General features: G+C 57.6%; 16 protein-coding genes. 5 read left to right on the top strand and 11 right to left on the bottom strand.

The genetic code is table 11. From position 1 onward, the window contains the following. Positions 1–176: 176 nt before the first annotated feature. From msrQ to mrcB, 9 genes are all read right to left on the bottom strand, one after another. Positions 177–797 (bottom strand): protein-methionine-sulfoxide reductase heme-binding subunit MsrQ, encoded by a 621-nt coding sequence (msrQ, locus tag AC1Q6D_RS31930; RefSeq protein ID WP_103406696.1) that lies wholly within the window; start codon positions 795–797, stop codon positions 177–179. Next, positions 797–1,810, bottom strand: a complete 1,014-nt coding sequence (gene msrP / locus AC1Q6D_RS31925) for a protein-methionine-sulfoxide reductase catalytic subunit MsrP (protein WP_103406697.1) — start codon at positions 1,808–1,810, stop codon at positions 797–799. The genes msrQ and msrP overlap by 1 nt, the downstream gene beginning before the upstream one ends. A gap of 63 nt (positions 1,811–1,873) precedes the next feature. Continuing rightward, the gene (gene pssA, locus AC1Q6D_RS31920) at positions 1,874–2,731 is read right to left on the bottom strand and encodes a CDP-diacylglycerol--serine O-phosphatidyltransferase (RefSeq protein WP_090467026.1); all 858 of its coding nucleotides are present in this window, start codon (positions 2,729–2,731) and stop codon (positions 1,874–1,876) included. A 145-nt stretch (positions 2,732–2,876) separates the two neighbouring features. Next, on the bottom strand, positions 2,877–3,893 hold the full coding sequence (gene ilvC, locus AC1Q6D_RS31915; protein ID WP_003228216.1) for a ketol-acid reductoisomerase: 1,017 nt from the start codon (positions 3,891–3,893) through the stop codon (positions 2,877–2,879). Between the two features lie 48 nt (positions 3,894–3,941). After that, a complete protein-coding gene (gene ilvN / locus AC1Q6D_RS31910; RefSeq protein WP_003205610.1) occupies positions 3,942–4,433 on the bottom strand; it encodes an acetolactate synthase small subunit in 492 nt (163 codons plus the stop codon). Positions 4,434–4,435: 2 nt separating this feature from the next. After that, positions 4,436–6,160 carry an acetolactate synthase 3 large subunit gene (locus AC1Q6D_RS31905; RefSeq protein ID WP_047539072.1) on the bottom strand — a complete coding sequence of 575 codons (1,725 nt, stop codon included), beginning with the start codon at positions 6,158–6,160 and terminating at the stop codon, positions 4,436–4,438. Positions 6,161–6,734: 574 nt separating this feature from the next. Beyond that, positions 6,735–7,070 (bottom strand): YqcC family protein, encoded by a 336-nt coding sequence (locus AC1Q6D_RS31900; protein WP_103406698.1) that lies wholly within the window; start codon positions 7,068–7,070, stop codon positions 6,735–6,737. Continuing rightward, positions 7,070–7,804 carry a tetratricopeptide repeat protein gene (locus AC1Q6D_RS31895; protein ID WP_103406699.1) on the bottom strand — a complete coding sequence of 245 codons (735 nt, stop codon included), beginning with the start codon at positions 7,802–7,804 and terminating at the stop codon, positions 7,070–7,072. The genes AC1Q6D_RS31900 and AC1Q6D_RS31895 overlap by 1 nt, the downstream gene beginning before the upstream one ends. Positions 7,805–7,820: 16 nt before the next feature. Continuing rightward, the gene (gene mrcB, locus AC1Q6D_RS31890; protein ID WP_103406700.1) at positions 7,821–10,145 is read right to left on the bottom strand and encodes a penicillin-binding protein 1B; all 2,325 of its coding nucleotides are present in this window, start codon (positions 10,143–10,145) and stop codon (positions 7,821–7,823) included. A 115-nt stretch (positions 10,146–10,260) separates the two neighbouring features. Between mrcB and AC1Q6D_RS31885 the strand changes: the two genes are divergently transcribed. From AC1Q6D_RS31885 to AC1Q6D_RS31865, 5 genes are all read left to right on the top strand, one after another. Beyond that, positions 10,261–11,817: a bifunctional aminoglycoside phosphotransferase/ATP-binding protein gene (locus AC1Q6D_RS31885; RefSeq protein WP_103406701.1), complete on the top strand. Its 1,557-nt coding sequence runs from the start codon at positions 10,261–10,263 to the stop codon at positions 11,815–11,817. A gap of 91 nt (positions 11,818–11,908) precedes the next feature. Beyond that, complete coding sequence (locus AC1Q6D_RS31880) at positions 11,909–12,253, top strand: pentapeptide repeat-containing protein (protein ID WP_047533298.1); 345 nt, start codon at positions 11,909–11,911, stop codon at positions 12,251–12,253. Positions 12,254–12,495: 242 nt separating this feature from the next. Beyond that, positions 12,496–12,768, top strand: a complete 273-nt coding sequence (locus AC1Q6D_RS31875; RefSeq protein WP_007971093.1) for a TfoX/Sxy family protein — start codon at positions 12,496–12,498, stop codon at positions 12,766–12,768. 15 nt (positions 12,769–12,783) lie between these two features. Further along, entirely contained in the window at positions 12,784–13,584 is an 801-nt protein-coding gene (locus AC1Q6D_RS31870; protein ID WP_103406702.1) for a Crp/Fnr family transcriptional regulator, read from the top strand. Between the two features lie 360 nt (positions 13,585–13,944). Next, positions 13,945–14,262, top strand: a complete 318-nt coding sequence (locus tag AC1Q6D_RS31865) for a Rieske (2Fe-2S) protein (protein ID WP_103406703.1) — start codon at positions 13,945–13,947, stop codon at positions 14,260–14,262. On the opposite strand, the gene sfsA is transcribed toward AC1Q6D_RS31865, so the two are convergent. Both sfsA and AC1Q6D_RS31855 read right to left on the bottom strand, forming a co-directional pair. Continuing rightward, positions 14,259–14,972, bottom strand: coding sequence for a DNA/RNA nuclease SfsA (gene sfsA, locus AC1Q6D_RS31860; RefSeq protein WP_090467018.1), 714 nt, complete (start codon positions 14,970–14,972; stop codon positions 14,259–14,261). The genes AC1Q6D_RS31865 and sfsA overlap by 4 nt on opposite strands. Further along, a complete protein-coding gene (locus AC1Q6D_RS31855; protein ID WP_047533308.1) occupies positions 14,972–16,144 on the bottom strand; it encodes a pyridoxal phosphate-dependent aminotransferase in 1,173 nt (390 codons plus the stop codon). The genes sfsA and AC1Q6D_RS31855 overlap by 1 nt, the downstream gene beginning before the upstream one ends. Between the last annotated feature and the right edge of the window lie 121 nt (positions 16,145–16,265).

Here is a 16,265-nt window from a genome sequence, read left to right as displayed (position 1 = left end):
ACAGCGTTACTCGCTGCTGTCAACACCTCTTTTTCAACTTCCTTTCGACTTCGATGACCTGAAGCAACCTGCTGCCGGAAACTGCGTAACTCATTGTTTATCAAGGAGTTTTCCGTTTCGACTGCGCCGGAACTGGGGCGAATTATAGGCTTCCAGAATCTGTCGTCAACCACTAATTACGCTTTTTTGGCAGAAGAGGCCTTTTTCATCATCAAGCGCGGGATTCGCCGGGTTACAGACGGTAACCGCAACACTAATAGCAACGCCCCCACAGCGGCATATATAGCCCACTCCCTCAGATCGGCGCGCACAATCCAGAGCATATGCAGCAATCCAAGCACCAAAACCACATAAGCCAGGCGATGCAATTTCTTCCAGCGCCCACCCAGAAGTCGCTGACTGTATCGATTGGAAGTCATTGCCAATACCAACAAACACAGAAACCCCAGCACACCGACAATAATGTACGGGCGTTTGCGTAACTCGACACCCAGCTGCGCCCCATCAAATCCGAGGATAAACGCCAGATAAGCGCTCAGGTGCAGAACTACATAAGCAAAACACCACAAACCCAATTGCCGCCTGACCGCAATCCACCCCGCCCAAACGGTGAACTTTTGCAGAGGCGTCATGCTTAATGTGATGAGCAGAAGAACAAGGGTCCCCAAGCCCAAACGGTCGACCAATACTTTCCCCGGGTCCGGGCCAAGCACATCCGTCCAGGCTTGATACAACCAGAACAGGGGCCACACCAACGCGACAATAAAGACACCGACACGCCAAAGCGGATACCGCATCAGTAGTTCTTCCGCAAATCGAGCCCGCTATATAGAGACGCCACTTCATCAGCGTAGCCATTGAACATTTGCGTATCACGTACGTTGGGCTTGAGAAGGCCACTCGGCAAGCGACGCTCACGAGCCTGTGTCCAGCGTGAATGGTCAACCGCAGGATTCACATTGGCATAGAAGCCATATTCGTCCGGGGCAATACTCTGCCAGGTCGTTTTGGGCTGCTCATCGACCAGACTGATCCGTACAATGGACTTGATGCTTTTGAAGCCGTACTTCCATGGCACTACCAGACGCAACGGCGCCCCGTTCTGATTCGGCAACTCACGCCCGTACATCCCAACCGCCAGAATCGCCAACGGGTTCATCGCCTCATCCATGCGCAACCCTTCTACATAGGGCCAGTCGATCAAGGCGAATCCGGATCGCTGCCCCGGCATGTTCTTGGGATCCTGCAGCGTTTCAAAACGAATGAATTTGGCTTTTGACGTTGGCTCTACTTGCTTGAGTAACGCCGAGACGGGAAAACCGATCCATGGAATGACCATCGACCAGGCCTCCACACAGCGAAGGCGGTAGATCCGCTCTTCCAACTGATAAGGCCTCATGAAGTCTTCGAGTGCATAGCGTCCCGGCTTACCCACTTCGCCATCCACCACCACAGTCCAGGGCTCAGTCTTTAACGCGCCGGCATTGGCTGCAGGATCACCTTTGTCGGTGCCAAACTCATAGAAGTTGTTGTAATGGGTAGCATCCTTGAAAGGCGTGATCGCCTCATCCTTCACGGTGACTGCATCCCAACGGGCGGAAGGAAGTTTTTCGCTGAACCAGGAAGGCGCCTTGCCAGGTTCAACATCCGCATAACGCCCCGCCTCATTGGCGCTAGCCCAGCGAGGCAGTCCGCTCAGCGCCAAGCCGCCAACGGCAGCGCCCAATACATGACGTCGAGAGAGATAACAGGATTCAGGCGTGACGTCCGACTCATGACAGTCAGACGCCTTGGGGATTTTGATCAGCATGGCTACTCCGCAGCATTGGAGAACAGATGCACCAACAGACTGCGGAGTATGAGGGAAATTACATCAATCGACGCTTTTGCGCCGACGAAGATGTAACAAGTACTGCACCGGACCGGAAGCCGCGTACGCGAGGAAAACCAGCAGCAGGATGCGCGGAGGATCGCTGAACACTACGGCGAAGACCAGCACCACGGCCAGGATTGCCACGAAAGGCACACGCCCCTTGAGGTCCAGCTCCTTGAAGCTGTTGTACTTGATGTTGCTGACCATCAGCATACCCGCAGCCGCGACCATTAACGCCACCAGGAAGGACATCTTGGATCCCTGGATACCGTAGTCACTGAACGCCCAGACAATCCCTGCCACGACGCCAGCAGCAGCCGGACTGGCCAGACCAATGAAGTAGCGCTTATCGGCGGTGCCGACCTGGGTGTTGAAACGCGCCAGACGCAATGCCGCGCCCGCCACATAGATGAAGGCCACCATCCAGCCGACCTTGCCCATGTCGCCCAAGGCCCAACCAAATGCCAGCAAGGCAGGCGCAACACCGAAGGCAACCATGTCCGACAGCGAGTCGTATTCGGCACCGAAGGCACTCTGGGTATTGGTCATGCGCGCGACACGGCCATCGAGACCGTCGAGCACCATGGCGACGAAAATCGCGATGGCTGCGAAAGCAAAATACTTGCTCGCGCCAATCGAATCACCCGCACTCAGGGCGCTCTGTGCGCTCATGGAGTTAATGATGGAGTAAAACCCTGCGAACAGATTCGCAGTGGTGAACAGATTCGGCAGAAGATAGATACCACGATGCCGGACTTTGCGGCCTTCAGCGTCATGCCCTTCTTCAACATGCTCATCGATGGGCAGCAGGCTTTCGGCGTCAGAAGCCTGGTTTGGCTCTTCGGGACGTTCGCTCATGGACAATACCTTGCAACGGGGTGGAGAGTTTCGACAGATGTCTGCGGCAACGGTTCGCACCGCAAACGATGCAGCTTTATACCAGAACCGGCCCGCCAAACGAAAAAACGCGGCCTGGGCCGCGTTTTTCGTACAAGGACGTGACTTAGTTTTTGGCTTTGTCGACGATCTTGTTGGCACCGATCCACGGCATCATGGAGCGCAGTTGCTCGCCGATGATTTCGATACCGTGAGCGGCGTTGTTGCGACGCTTGGCGGTCATCGAAGGATAGCCGGTAGCACCTTCGCTGATGAACATCTTGGCGTATTCGCCGTCCTGAATACGTTTCAGGGCGTTGCGCATGGCCTGACGGGATTCGGCGTTGATCACTTCCGGGCCGGTTACGTACTCGCCGTATTCGGCGTTGTTGGAGATCGAGTAGTTCATGTTGGCGATACCGCCTTCGTACATGAGGTCAACGATCAGCTTCAGTTCGTGCAGGCATTCGAAGTAGGCCATCTCTGGCGCATAGCCAGCTTCAACCAGCGTTTCGAAACCAGCTTTAACCAGTTCAACGGTACCACCGCACAGAACGGCTTGTTCGCCGAACAGGTCGGTTTCAGTCTCGTCCTTGAAGGTGGTTTCGATGATGCCGGTACGACCACCGCCAACACCGGCAGCGTAGGACAGAGCAACGTTCTTGGCGTTGCCAGACGCGTCCTGGTAGATCGCGATCAGGTCAGGAATACCGCCACCCTTCACGAACTCGGAACGTACGGTGTGGCCTGGAGCTTTCGGCGCGATCATGATCACGTCGAGGTCAGCGCGCGGCACTACCTGGTTGTAGTGGATCGCGAAGCCGTGGGAGAAGGCCAGGGTGGCGCCTTTCTTGATGTTCGGCTCGATTTCGTTCTTGTACAGCGAGGACTGGAACTCGTCCGGGGTCAGGATCATGACCAGGTCGGCCGCTGCAACAGCGGAAGCAACGTCGGTCACTTTCAGGCCGTGAGCTTCGGCTTTGGCAACGGTGGCCGAACCTTTACGCAGACCAACGGTAACGTCAACGCCGGAGTCTTTCAGGTTGCACGCTTGGGCGTGGCCCTGGGAACCGTAACCGATGATGGCAACTTTCTTGCCCTGGATGATCGACAGGTCGCAGTCTTTATCGTAGAAAACTTTCATGAATTTCCCCTATATATCCAGGCCGTTCAGGCCATTCGCTAATTTGGTTTAGATGCTGAGTACTTTGTCGCCGCGCGCAATCCCGGTGACGCCACTGCGTACAGTTTCCAGGATCGAGGCGGTGCCGATGGACTGAATGAAGCTGTCGAGCTTGTCGCTGGTACCGGTCAATTGAACGGTATACACGCTGGCGCTGACATCGACGATCTGCCCACGGTAAATATCGGTGGTGCGCTTGATCTCGGCGCGTTGGGCGCCGGTGGCTTTGACCTTGACCAGCATCAGTTCGCGCTCGATGTGAGCACTCTCCGACAGGTCGACCAGTTTTACCACTTCGATCAGCTTGTTCAGGTTTTTGGTGATCTGCTCGATGATCTCATCATGGCCGACAGTGGTCAGCGTCAGACGCGACAGGGTCGGGTCTTCGGTAGGCGCCACAGTCAGGCTTTCGATGTTGTAGTTGCGCTGCGAGAACAGGCCGACTACGCGAGACAAAGCGCCGGGTTCGTTTTCCAGAAGCAAGGAAATAATGTGCCGCATGATTAAGTACGCTCCGTCTTGCTCAGCCACATATCGCGCATGGAGCCGTCTTTGATCTGCATCGGGTAGACGTGCTCGTTGGCGTCGACCTTGATGTCAAGGAACACCAGGCGATCCTTCATCGCGAACGCTTCCTCCATCATCGGCTTCAAATCCTTCAAGTCGGTGATGCGCATGCCAACGTGACCATAGGCTTCAGCCAACTTGACGAAGTCCGGCAACGATTCCATGTAGGAATGCGAGTGACGCGCACCGTAGCTCATGTCCTGCCATTGGCGGACCATGCCGAGCACGCCGTTGTTGAGCAGAATGATCTTCAGTGGCAGGCCATGTTGCAGACAGGTCGACAACTCCTGAATGTTCATCTGAATGCTGCCCTCGCCGGTCACACAGGCGACTTCAGCATCCGGGAAGTTCAGTTTCACGCCCATCGCAGCCGGCAAACCGAAGCCCATCGTGCCCAGGCCGCCGGAATTGATCCAGCGATTCGGCTTGTTGAAACGGTAGTACTGGGCCGCGTACATCTGATGCTGACCCACGTCGGAGGACACATAGGCATCGCCATGGGTCACTTCGCTCAGCGTCTCGATCACAGTCTGAGGCTTGATAATGCTGCCATCACCCTTGTTGTAAGGGAACATGTCGCGATCACCACGCCACTCCTCAATCTGCTTCCACCAGGTGGCTACAGCTTCCTTGTTCGGGGCCTCGCCGATTTCCTTGAAGGTGGCGACCATTTCGGTCAGTACGCTTTCCACCGGACCTACGATAGGAACGTCGGCCTTGATGGTCTTGGAGATCGAAGCCGGGTCGATGTCGACATGAATGATCTTGGCGTTCGGGCAAAACTTCGACGCACCGTTGATAACGCGATCGTCGAAGCGCGCGCCGACTGCGAGGATCACATCGGCATGGTGCATCGTCAGGTTGGCGGTGTAGCTGCCATGCATACCGAGCATGCCGACGAACTGGCGGTCGTTACCCGGATAGGCGCCAAGGCCCATCAAGGTGTTGGTGACCGGCGCGTTCAGCAGTTGCGCCAACTCGGTCAACGGTGCGGAACCGTTGCCCATGATGACGCCGCCACCGGCATAGATGATTGGCCGCTTGGCCGCCAACAGCATTTCCACGGCTTTGCGGATCTGGCCCGAATGGCCACGCACTGCTGGGCTGTAGGAACGCAGCTTGGCTTTTTTCGGGAAGACGTATTCGAACTTCTCGGCCGGATTGGTCATGTCTTTCGGGATATCGACCACTACCGGGCCCGGACGACCGGATTGCGCCAGGTAGAAAGCCTTCTTCATGACTTCCGGGATTTCCGATGGATGCTTGATCATGAAGCTGTGCTTCACGATCGGCCGGGAGATACCGATCATGTCGGTTTCCTGGAATGCATCCGTGCCGACCATGGTGCTCGGCACCTGGGCGGTCAGAATCACCATCGGGATCGAGTCCATGTACGCAGTGGCGATACCGGTAATGACGTTGGTCGCACCCGGTCCGGATGTCACCAGTACGACACCGGCCTTGCCAGTAGCGCGCGCATAACCGTCAGCCATGTGAGTGGCAGCCTGCTCATGACGGACAAGAATGTGCTGAACGGATGGTTCTTTGAACAGTGCATCGTAGATATGCAGTGCGGCACCACCCGGGTACCCATAGATATACTTGACGCCCTCGTCACGCAAAAAGCGGACGATCATTTCACCGCCAGATAAAAGCTCCACGTTGTTCACCTCTAAAACGCCAGAATACCGCCCACATATAAGGGGACGGGTCTTAATAGGTTTACTTCCCAGCAGAGCATGAGCGACGGTGGTCGCCGACTACGTCAGCACTGACTGAGCAAGTATTGGGATCGTCCCAAGTGTTGCGGGCTTTTCCCACCCAGCGCGAGGTAACGCGTTGCGGGTGTAACAGGTCGGCGCGGATGTGCGCCTCATGATCTGCTGAGTGGGTCTGCTTCTGGCAGTCCCTCTACAGCGGACTTTGGATTCTTCTGTTTCGTCCCCTGCAAGTCAAGTCGTCTATGTGCTTTATTGAACTAAGCACATGAGAAAGCAAGAAAAAACCGTGAAACTGCATGAGTGTTAGCTTCAATTGCGCAACCCGAGACAAGGAATTGGACAATCCGCGACGGAGAGAGGAAGTACAGGGAGCGATGCAGCGACTGGATGACGTTAAACGGCAGGAGCCGCACCAGCGAAACGCAGATACGAATAGCGAACAACCGCCAGTAGGCATGCAGGAACCGGGCATGCGCTCATCGCGAACAAGCCCGGTTGCTACAAGGGATCGAACTCAGCGAGAAGCTGTGATCAGCACATCGAACTCTTTGAGCAACATTTGCAACTGCCGATCTTTTCCCTGGACATTACGGCCAGCGAAGACCATTTCGGCCATCTCCTGAATCCCCGATGCACTGGGCAAAGGCAGATCCTGCTCCAGAATCATTTTCATGCGCGGCAAGAAGATCCATTGCAACCACTGCTCGAAATCCAGTGTATCGACCGAAAATGGCTCGACACTGGAAAGCGCCTCTGCGCTTGGCATGACGTCGTCCCACCAGCCCTGAATCCGCAGTTCACGTTCGATCAACAGCAACTGATCGGCAATTTTGTTAAAGCGCTCGTCCATCACGACGTTACCTTGGCCTTCTGACGGGCCAGCGCTGCGCCGGCAGAGTCACCCTGCTTCTCACGCGCCTGAGCGATCAGTTCCCAAAGGTTTGCCTGCAGTGCCGGGCGACCGTTGGCGAAAGTCAGGCCACGACGAGCGAATTGCTCGGCCTGCGGCGCATCACCTTGAGCCATGCGCACTTGCGCCAGGCGATAAAGCACTTGTGGCTCACGGGGTGCGACACGCTGGGCGCGCTCGAGGCTCGACGAAGCACCATTGAGATCACCGCTGGACTGTTGTTGCTGCGCAGTCGTCAACAGAGCCAGAACCGGACCGTCCAGTTGCTCGTCGGCGGACAGACCACCGGAGCTGGCCGAAGGAATCCCGCTCGGCGCCGATGGCATGCTGTAGCTGCCTTGATTGATCGGCGCGGACTGAACCGGTGCGGTATCGATCGGGCCCGGTGTAATCGGGCCTGGCGTAATCGGCGTGGTGCTGATCGGCGTTGAAGTCGTTGCACCGCCACCTGGCACCATCACGACAACACCGGTATCACCTTGCGGAATTTCCTGTGGGCGGGTTTGCGCCGGGCGTTTCACCGTCGTCTGCCGGAAACCGCCATTGTTCGAGATTCGCTCGCTGTTGGAGACGGCGGTACCGGAGTCTTCTACCGGAATCGAGCCACGTTGTACGGTGGAGCAACCGCTGAGCAAAGCCACGGCGGCAACCGCTGGAATCAACCACTTGTTCACTTGATACCCTCTTTGCTTAATTCATCCAGCCCTTGACCCAATCCATCACCGTTTCGCCGGTAGCGGGGCTATCGCCACCGCAAGCGGCGCCGGGAGGCGGTTCGCTGCCGCGAATATACGGCATCTGTACGGCGCCTGGGCAGTTGGCATCAGAGCCTTGTCCCGTGCGCGAATCGACCCAGGCCTGAACGATATTGTCCGGCTGCGGCATGTCCAGCGGCAGCGGATCGGCCTTGCGCATGAAGCTGGTCCAGACCTGCAAGGCACCGGTAGCGCCGGTAAACGGCGTTTTGCCATTGTCATCGCGCCCCAGCCACACCACAGCGAGCAAGTCCTGGCTGAACCCGGCAAACCAACTGTCCCGCGAATCGTTACTGGTGCCGGTCTTGCCTGCAAGGGTCAAGGTTTTCGGCAACACGTTGTAGACCGAGCTGCCGGTGCCTTCACGCATGACACGCTGCATGGCGCTCTGGATCAGGTAAATGGAAGCCGGATCGAAACGCTGCTGAATCTGGAACGGGTAACGCTTGAGCGGTTCGCCTTCGGCAGTCAGAACGCTGCGAATCCCGCGCATCGGCGTGTTGAAACCACCGTTGGCCAGGGTCTGATACATGGTCGCCACTTCGATCGGCGTCATGCCTCCCGCGCCCAGTAGCATGGACGGGAATGCCGGAAACTCGCGACTGACACCCAAGCGCCCCAGCGTCTTCAGAACATTGGGCACACCCACCGCCAGCCCGAGACGTGCGGTCGACAGGTTGTAGGAATGCGCCAGGCCTTGATAAAGGAAAACCGTGCCATGAGACCGTCGATCGTAGTTCTGTGGCTTCCAGACCTGACCGTCCGCCCCCTTGACCGAAAAGGATTCGTCCGACAGCCAACTGGTCAACGTGTACTGACTCGGCTTCTCCAGCGCTGTCAGATAAACCGCCGGCTTGATCAACGAGCCGATCGGCCGCACAGCATCCAGAGCACGGTTGAACCCGGCGAAACTGGCCTGACGACTGCCAATCATGGCCTGGACTTCGCCGGTTTCCGGATTGGTGACGACCATAGCCGCTTCGACATCATCAGCCCCCTTGCGCCCTGACAGGCGCTTGAAGGTGTCATTGACCGAGGCTTCGGCTTTCATCTGCAGGATCGGATCGAAACTGGTGAAGATGCGCAGACCTTCTTCCGTCAAGTCTTCGTCGCGATAGTCTTCACGCAGCTGACGCTTGACCAGGTCGAGGAAGCCGGGGAACGAGCTGTCCGCAAGGCTGCCGCGCTTGGTCACGCCCAACGGCATCTTCTTCGCGGCTTCAACCTGCTCGGCCGTGGCAACGCCCTGCTCCTGCAGAACATCGAGCACCAGGTTGCGACGCTCAAGCGCACGTTCCGGGTAGCGGCGCGGGTTGTAGGACGACGGCCCCTTGACCATGCCCACCAGCAACGCCACCTGGTGCAGTTTGAGCTCGGACAATGGCTGGCTGAAGAAGAACTGGCTGGCCAGACCGAAACCATGCACCGCACGCTGGCCGTCCTGACCGATGAACACCTCGTTCAGATAAGCCTCGAGGATTTCTCGCTTGTCGTAATGCAGCTCCAGCAGCAAAGCCATCATGGCTTCGGTGAGTTTTCGACTCAGGCTGCGTTCATTGGTCAGGTAGAAGTTTTTGACCAATTGTTGCGTCAGGGTACTGCCGCCCTGGCGCATCCGGCCTGACGAGCCGTTGACCCAAATTGCACGGGCAATCGACTTCGGCGACACACCAAAGTGGTGATAGAAGTCACGGTCCTCAACGGCCACCAGGGTGTCGAGCAAGTACGGCGGCACCTGATCGATCTTGATCAGAATCCGGTCTTCGAGGTTTTTCGGGTACAAGCCACCAATCAGCAACGGCTCAAGGCGCACTACCGACAGCTTCGCACCGCTGGTCGCCGACAATTCAGCGACGTAGTCGCCGGAAAAACGCACACGTACCGGTTGCGCCTGCTCCATGCCTTCATAGAACTGGAAGCCACGGGTATTCAGATCAACGGTGTTGCCATTGACCGAGGCCGCACCGGGGCCATTGGCCACGCTTTCACGGCGATAACCCAAGGCGTCGAGTTCGGTGAGAAAGTCATCCCGGCTCAGCTTTTGTCCGACGAACAGCTCAAGCGGACGCGCGTATACCTTGGCCGGAATGGTCCAGCGCTTGCCGGAAAACTTCTCCTGCACAATGGCATCGAGGTAAACCGCGAACCCGGCCAGCACCACCAGGCCGACCAGACTGAGTTTAAGGGCCCAGCCCAGCCAGGGGCGCAGGCCTCTGGAAGGTGGTTTTTTAGGGGTACGGGGAGATCGGGTACGAGTCATGGCGGCGGATTATACGCACTTTATTCATACTCAACAGGAGCCCTCCGAGATTGCGTTAGGCTGGCCAGCCGCCATAATGTCGGCCTGTATTTTTCCAGACTCTGAAGGATCGCCAGTGAGCCAGTCCCTGATCGCCGCCCTGCAAAACCCGGCCCTCTATCCGCATCCTGTAGAGGGGTTCCAGCTTATCGAGACCCACATTTCCTGGGTTCTGCTTACCGGCCCTTATGCCTATAAGGTGAAGAAGCCGGTGAACTTCGGCTTCCTCGATTTCACCAGCCTTGAGGCCCGCAAGCATTTCTGTGGTGAAGAACTGCGCCTCAACCAGCGCCTGACTCAGGATCTTTACCTCGAAGTGTTGCCGATTACCGGCAGCGCCGAGGCCCCGCAACTGGGCGGCGATGGTCCGGTCGTCGAATACGTCCTGAAGATGCGCCAGTTCCCGCAGAGCCAGTTGCTCAGCACCCTGCAAGCCAATGGCGAACTGACGCCAGCGCACATCGATGCAATGGCTGAGCAAATCGCCCGCTTCCACCTCAGCGCGCCGAAAGTCCCTGCCGAACACGACGCAGGCACACCGGACAGCGTCATGGCGCCAGTACGACAAAACTTCGAACAAATTCGCCCATTCCTCAGCGACAAGGCCGACCTCCAGCAGTTGGAAGCTTTGCAAGCCTGGGCTGAAACCAGCTTCGAACGCCTCAAGCCGCTGTTTGCCCAGCGCAAGGCTGAAGGGTTCATCCGTGAATGCCACGGCGACATCCACTTGGGCAACGCTACGGTGATCGACGGCAAGGTCGTGATCTTTGACTGCATCGAATTCAACGAGCCGTTCCGCTTCACGGACGTGTATGCCGACACCGGTTTCCTGGCGATGGACCTCGAGGACCGTGGCCTGAAAAGCCTGGCACGGCGCTTCATCAGCCAATACCTGGAGCTGACAGGCGATTACCAGGGCCTGGAACTGCTGAACTTCTATAAAGCCTACCGTGCACTGGTTCGCGCCAAGGTCGCCCTGTTCAGCATGCCGGCCGACGCCACGGCGGTACAGCGCGCCACCACCCTGCGCCAGTACCGTAACTACGCCAACCTGGCGGAAAGCTACAGCACCATTCCTTCGCGCTTCATGGCCATCACCCACGGCGTTTCCGCTGTCGGCAAAAGTCACGTGGCCATGCGCCTGGTGGAAGCACTGGGGGCGATTCGCTTGCGTTCAGACGTCGAACGCAAACGTCTGTTCGGCGAGCAGACCGTTCAGAATGACGTGCAGGCCGGTATTTATAGCGCTGATGCCAGCGCAGCGACCTACAACCGCCTGCACGAAATTGCCCGCGTGATCCTGCACGCGGGCTTCCCGGTAGTGATCGATGCCACTTACCTCAAGCGTGCACAACGCGAAAGCGCGGCGAAGGTCGCCGAGGCCACTGGCACTCCGTTTCTGATCCTCGACTGCAACGCTCCGCAGGCAGTGATCGAAAGTTGGCTGGCCCTGCGCCAGGCGGATAAAAAGGACCCGTCTGACGCTACGCTGGCCGTGATCGAAGCCCAGCAAGCCAGTCGCGAAGCACTGACGCCGGCAGAAATTCTCTGCAGCAAACGCGTCCAGACCAATGAAAGCGGAACCCTGGACACCGTGGTGGAGCAGATTCGTCAACGCTTGCCGGGCCTGTAGGGAAGTATTTGAGCCGTGAAGTCATCGCCGGCTTCACGGCTGTCAAATACTGGCACTATACTGGCGTCATAAAACCAACAGGTGATATGACATGAGCCACCCCAAACTTCTCGACACCCCGCTTTATGCCTTACTGCACAAAGATGACATCACGGGCTTCAACAAAGAGCGCCCCAAGGATGGACCTATCGACATGGTAGGCGGTGATTTCCGAGGGTTGGACCTGCGTGAGTTGAACGCCGACGGCGTCGACTTTACCGATGCATATTTCCGCTCCGCCGACTTGCGCGGCATCGACTTTCGCAACGCTTCGCTTGAAGGCGCAAGCCTGGCCCACGCGCAGATTTCCGGGACTTACTTTCCGGCAGAACTGAGTGCTGACGAGATTTTGATGTCTATGAATTTCGGCACACGCTTGCGTTATCGCACTCGCTGATCGCCCGTATAAATTGACAAGTCCAGCGCCCCCGCTTCGCGCTGGACTGTGGGTTTATTGACCGAAAATCCTGCCTGTTCCGCCTCTTTTCCCGACGAACTCACTCAAATTCCTGCCTTGCAGCTATCTGCCGCTTAGAAGCGTTTGCGTCGAAAACGACCAAACAATAACGCTTTTCCTGCTGATGGCTACACTCCTCAGAAGCTTGCCCACGCACCATTCGGCCATCGCAAGGAGGCTTGATGAATGATGAATTGCAACACCTGAAGAATCTTGGCAAGACATCGGCGCAGTGGCTGCATGCCGTGGGCATCCACAGCGCCTCGGACTTGCGTCGCCTGGGGGCGGTGGACGCTTATCGGGCCGTGCGTACGCGGGGGTTTCGGGCGTCGAAGGTGTTGTTATATGCAATCGAAGGCGCCCTGATGGACGTACATTGGAACGACATTCCCGCAGAACGCAAGGAAGCCCTGAACAAACAGCTGGAAGCAATCTCGTCACGCCACAAAAACTGAACGAGCCCGCTCGCCATGTACCTACTCGGGGAACAACCGGCCTACGCCGACGCACTGATCAATCGACTGCAAAACATTCCTGCTCGACTACTGGAAGGCTTGGCTCCTTGCGGCCCTTCCCTGGAATTTTCCGCTGTCGAAGACCTTGGCGCCGCATTGCCCGGCGATCAGCTGTTCATGCTGGAGAACGGGCTGCTGCATGGGTGCATCAACCATCGCGCCCTGTTCTATCTGCACGAGGGGGATCTCATCGGCCTGCGCCAGGATATGGAATTGCCGCGCTGTCGTTTGCGCAGTGATAACCCGCTGGTGCTGACGCCCTACTTGCGATCCGCGGTGTTCCAGCACATCTATGCCGATCCCCGGCGCTCGGAATTGTTCTTGCAATACATGGCAGGGCAGACCGCTTTGCTGTCCGACGCAGTCGCACGCTTGAAACAGCCGGAGTTTCGCAGCACTCATGGCTTCCAGCGTGTCGCCAGTGGCGAAGCATTGATCCGGCAAGGCGACGAGGCTGACCACGTCCTTGTGATCATTGAGGGGCATGCCGAAGCGTTTGTCGACGGACTGAAAGTCGGCGAAGTGCCCAAGGAAGAAATTTTCGGTGCCATGGCGGTATTCACCGGTGAGAGGCGCAACGCCAGCGTTGTCACCAGTGAGCCGAGCACCATCATGCGCATTCCCAAGGATCAGTTCATGAGCCTGGCCCAGAGCAATCCAAAAATCGCCAGCAGCCTGATCAGCAGCATGGCGCGACGAATCGACCTGCTTAACAAGCAGGTCGCACAGTTGAGCGCACTGAAAACGCCACATTAAGGCTGAACGTTTACCGGGATTTACAGTAGGCAATCGAAAGGATTCAAACAAATGAGAAATGACGGGTTGACTTGATAATGATAATCGATATTATTAACACAACTGGTCGCGAGACTGGTCGATATTCTGAAAAGCCCTTGGTTCGGACTCTCGGATTATCTCCTCATCAGGCTTATCACGGTTATTTGACCCGGCTCATGCCGGGTCTTTTTTTGCCTGGGAGAAAGCAGCAGCCACCCGGTATCCTAGGCATCAGGACACGGCATCCGGTACACACCAGCGTCGCTTGATCAGTTGCTCGCACTTTTGAACGTCGATTCCGGCCTATTTGCCCACGAACGACGAAACCCGAGGATGGACATGAAATTTCTTTGTGCCGGCGCCGACCTGGCCGACGCCTGCAGTCGCGGATTCGAAATCGACGGCCAGAAGCTCTTTGCCGTGCGCCGCAGCGGTCAGGTCTACGTCTATATCAATCGCTGCCCGCACCGCGGCGTCGGGCTGGAATGGACCCCGGACCAGTTTCTCGACCCCAGCAACAGCTTGATCCAGTGTGCCACTCATGGCGCCCTGTTTCTGATCGAGGACGGCGAATGCGTGGCCGGCCCGTGCGCCGGACAATCCCTGACCCGCGTGGATTGCCGCGAGGACGCACAAGGCCTCTGGATCAGCCTTTAATCACCGAGCAACACCTCCAGGCGCCGATCGACCCTCATTTCCTCGTGAGTCAATCGCACACCGTACGCCAGCACCTCGACCCCGCACGCCACGGCCTCACGTAGCGCCGCGGCGTAGGCAGAGTCGATTTCTTCAGCCGGACGTACAGCGTCGATACCGGTCAAGTTCACGCAGTACAACTGCACAGCCCGAACTCCGTCTCGGGCCAAATGCGCCAATTCACGCAAATGCTTGGCCCCTCGCTGCGTCACTGCATCCGGAAACGCGGCTACCGATGACCCCTCGAAACCCAGCGTGACACTTTTGACTTCCACAAAGGCCGGCCCACCCGGGTAATCAAGACGAAAGTCGATCCGGCTGTTTTCCTGGCCATAGGCGACCTCGCGCTTAAGGCTAGTGAAGCCGTCCAGTTCAGCGATGACTCCGCCGCGAAGCGCCTCCTCCACCAGTCCGTTGGCCCGCGCGGTATTCACGCAAAACAGCCGTCCGTGTGGGGTTTCGCCCACCTCCCATGTTCCCGGCAACTTGCGTTTGGGATCATTGGAGCGGCTGAACCAGACCTGCCCGCCTTCGACCTGACAATTGAGCATCGAACCCGTGTTCGGACAATGAATGGTCAACAACTCGCCGCTAACGGTCTCGATATCGGCGAGAAAGCGCTTGTAACGACGAATCAGTCGACCTTCTTCGAGTGGCGGATGGAAACGCATCAGCCTTGCCAGCTCCGCAAACCGCGAGCAATCCGTTGGACCGCCTCGTGCAAACGCTCAAGATTTTGTGTGTAGGCGAATCGCACATGATGCCCGGCTTGGTAACGACCGAAATCCAGCCCCGGAGTAAACGCAACATGTTCGGTTTCGAGGAAGTGGCGACAGAACGCGAAGGCATCACCGCCGAACTTGCTGATATCGGCATACAAATAGAACGCCCCTTCCGGCTCAACGGCAATCCCGAAGCCGAGCTCCCGCAGGGCGGGGAGCAGGAAATCCCGACGACGACCAAACTCGGCGCGGCGTTCTTCCAGAATCTCAATGGTTGCAGGCTCGAAGCATGCCAGCGCAGCGTGCTGCGCCATGCTCGGAGCACTGATGTAAAGGTTCTGGGCGAGTTTTTCCAGCTCACCGACGGCAGCATCCGGCGCGACCAGCCAGCCGAGACGCCAACCGGTCATGCCGAAATATTTCGAAAAACTATTAAGGACAAAGGCACTGTCATCGACTTCCAGCACACTGGCCGCATCGGTGCCATAGGTCAGGCCGTGATAGATCTCGTCCACCACCAGATGACCGTGACGCTCCTTGATCGAGGTCGACAGCGCGGCCAACTCGTCGCGGGTCAAAATAGTCCCGGTCGGGTTGGCCGGTGACGCTACCAGCGCGCCGACACTGTCATGATCCCAATGCCGCTCGACCAGACCCGGGGTCAGTTGATAACGCACCTCAGGGCCGACTGGAACAAGCTGCGCGGCGCCTTCCACCAAGCGCAGGAAATGCCGGTTGCACGGGTAACCCGGGTCCGCCAGCAGCCAATGCTTGCCCGGGTCGACCAGCAACGCACTGGCCAGCAACAACGCACCAGAGCCGCCGGGCGTGATGAGGATCCGCCGCGGGTCGATGTTCAGGCCATAACGCTGCTGATAAAAGCCCGAAATGGCCTCACGCAATTCGGGAATGCCGCGTGCGGCGGTGTAACGGGTCTTCCCCGCTGTCAGCGCTGCCTGGCCAGCGCGAATGATCGGCTCGGCGGTGGTGAAGTCCGGCTCACCGATTTCCAGGTGAATCACATCATGACCGGCCGCTTGCAATTCATTGGCACGCGCCAGCAACGCCATGACATGGAAAGGTTCGATCGCACGACTGCGGGCACTGTAGGACTGAGCCATTGGCCTTCCTTCAACGGGGAAAAGAACCGATTCTACCCAAGCACAGGAACGAGCGAGAACCTAAAGCGGTCACACGCCATACAACCAGGCCAAAAACAACTCATACGAGCCCCCAGGGTTT

It is taken from the genome of Pseudomonas sp. MT92, from assembly GCF_058792515.1.
Note: the sequence above shows the minus strand (reverse complement) of the source record. Positions and strands in the feature narration are given on the sequence as shown.

Coding starts and splice junctions, on each gene's coding strand:
- AC1Q6D_RS31865 (WP_103406703.1), top strand. CDS start 13,945: ATGAAATTTCTTTGTGCCGGCGCCGACCTGGCCGACGCCTGCAGTCGC.
- ilvN (WP_003205610.1), bottom strand. CDS start 4,433: ATGCGGCACATTATTTCCTTGCTTCTGGAAAACGAACCCGGCGCTTTG.
- ilvC (WP_003228216.1), bottom strand. CDS start 3,893: ATGAAAGTTTTCTACGATAAAGACTGCGACCTGTCGATCATCCAGGGC.
- AC1Q6D_RS31900 (WP_103406698.1), bottom strand. CDS start 7,070: ATGGACGAGCGCTTTAACAAAATTGCCGATCAGTTGCTGTTGATCGAA.
- AC1Q6D_RS31855 (WP_047533308.1), bottom strand. CDS start 16,144: ATGGCTCAGTCCTACAGTGCCCGCAGTCGTGCGATCGAACCTTTCCAT.
- sfsA (WP_090467018.1), bottom strand. CDS start 14,972: ATGCGTTTCCATCCGCCACTCGAAGAAGGTCGACTGATTCGTCGTTAC.
- msrP (WP_103406697.1), bottom strand. CDS start 1,810: ATGCTGATCAAAATCCCCAAGGCGTCTGACTGTCATGAGTCGGACGTC.
- AC1Q6D_RS31880 (WP_047533298.1), top strand. CDS start 11,909: ATGAGCCACCCCAAACTTCTCGACACCCCGCTTTATGCCTTACTGCAC.
- AC1Q6D_RS31870 (WP_103406702.1), top strand. CDS start 12,784: ATGTACCTACTCGGGGAACAACCGGCCTACGCCGACGCACTGATCAAT.
- msrQ (WP_103406696.1), bottom strand. CDS start 797: ATGCGGTATCCGCTTTGGCGTGTCGGTGTCTTTATTGTCGCGTTGGTG.
- mrcB (WP_103406700.1), bottom strand. CDS start 10,145: ATGACTCGTACCCGATCTCCCCGTACCCCTAAAAAACCACCTTCCAGA.
- pssA (WP_090467026.1), bottom strand. CDS start 2,731: ATGAGCGAACGTCCCGAAGAGCCAAACCAGGCTTCTGACGCCGAAAGC.
- AC1Q6D_RS31875 (WP_007971093.1), top strand. CDS start 12,496: ATGAATGATGAATTGCAACACCTGAAGAATCTTGGCAAGACATCGGCG.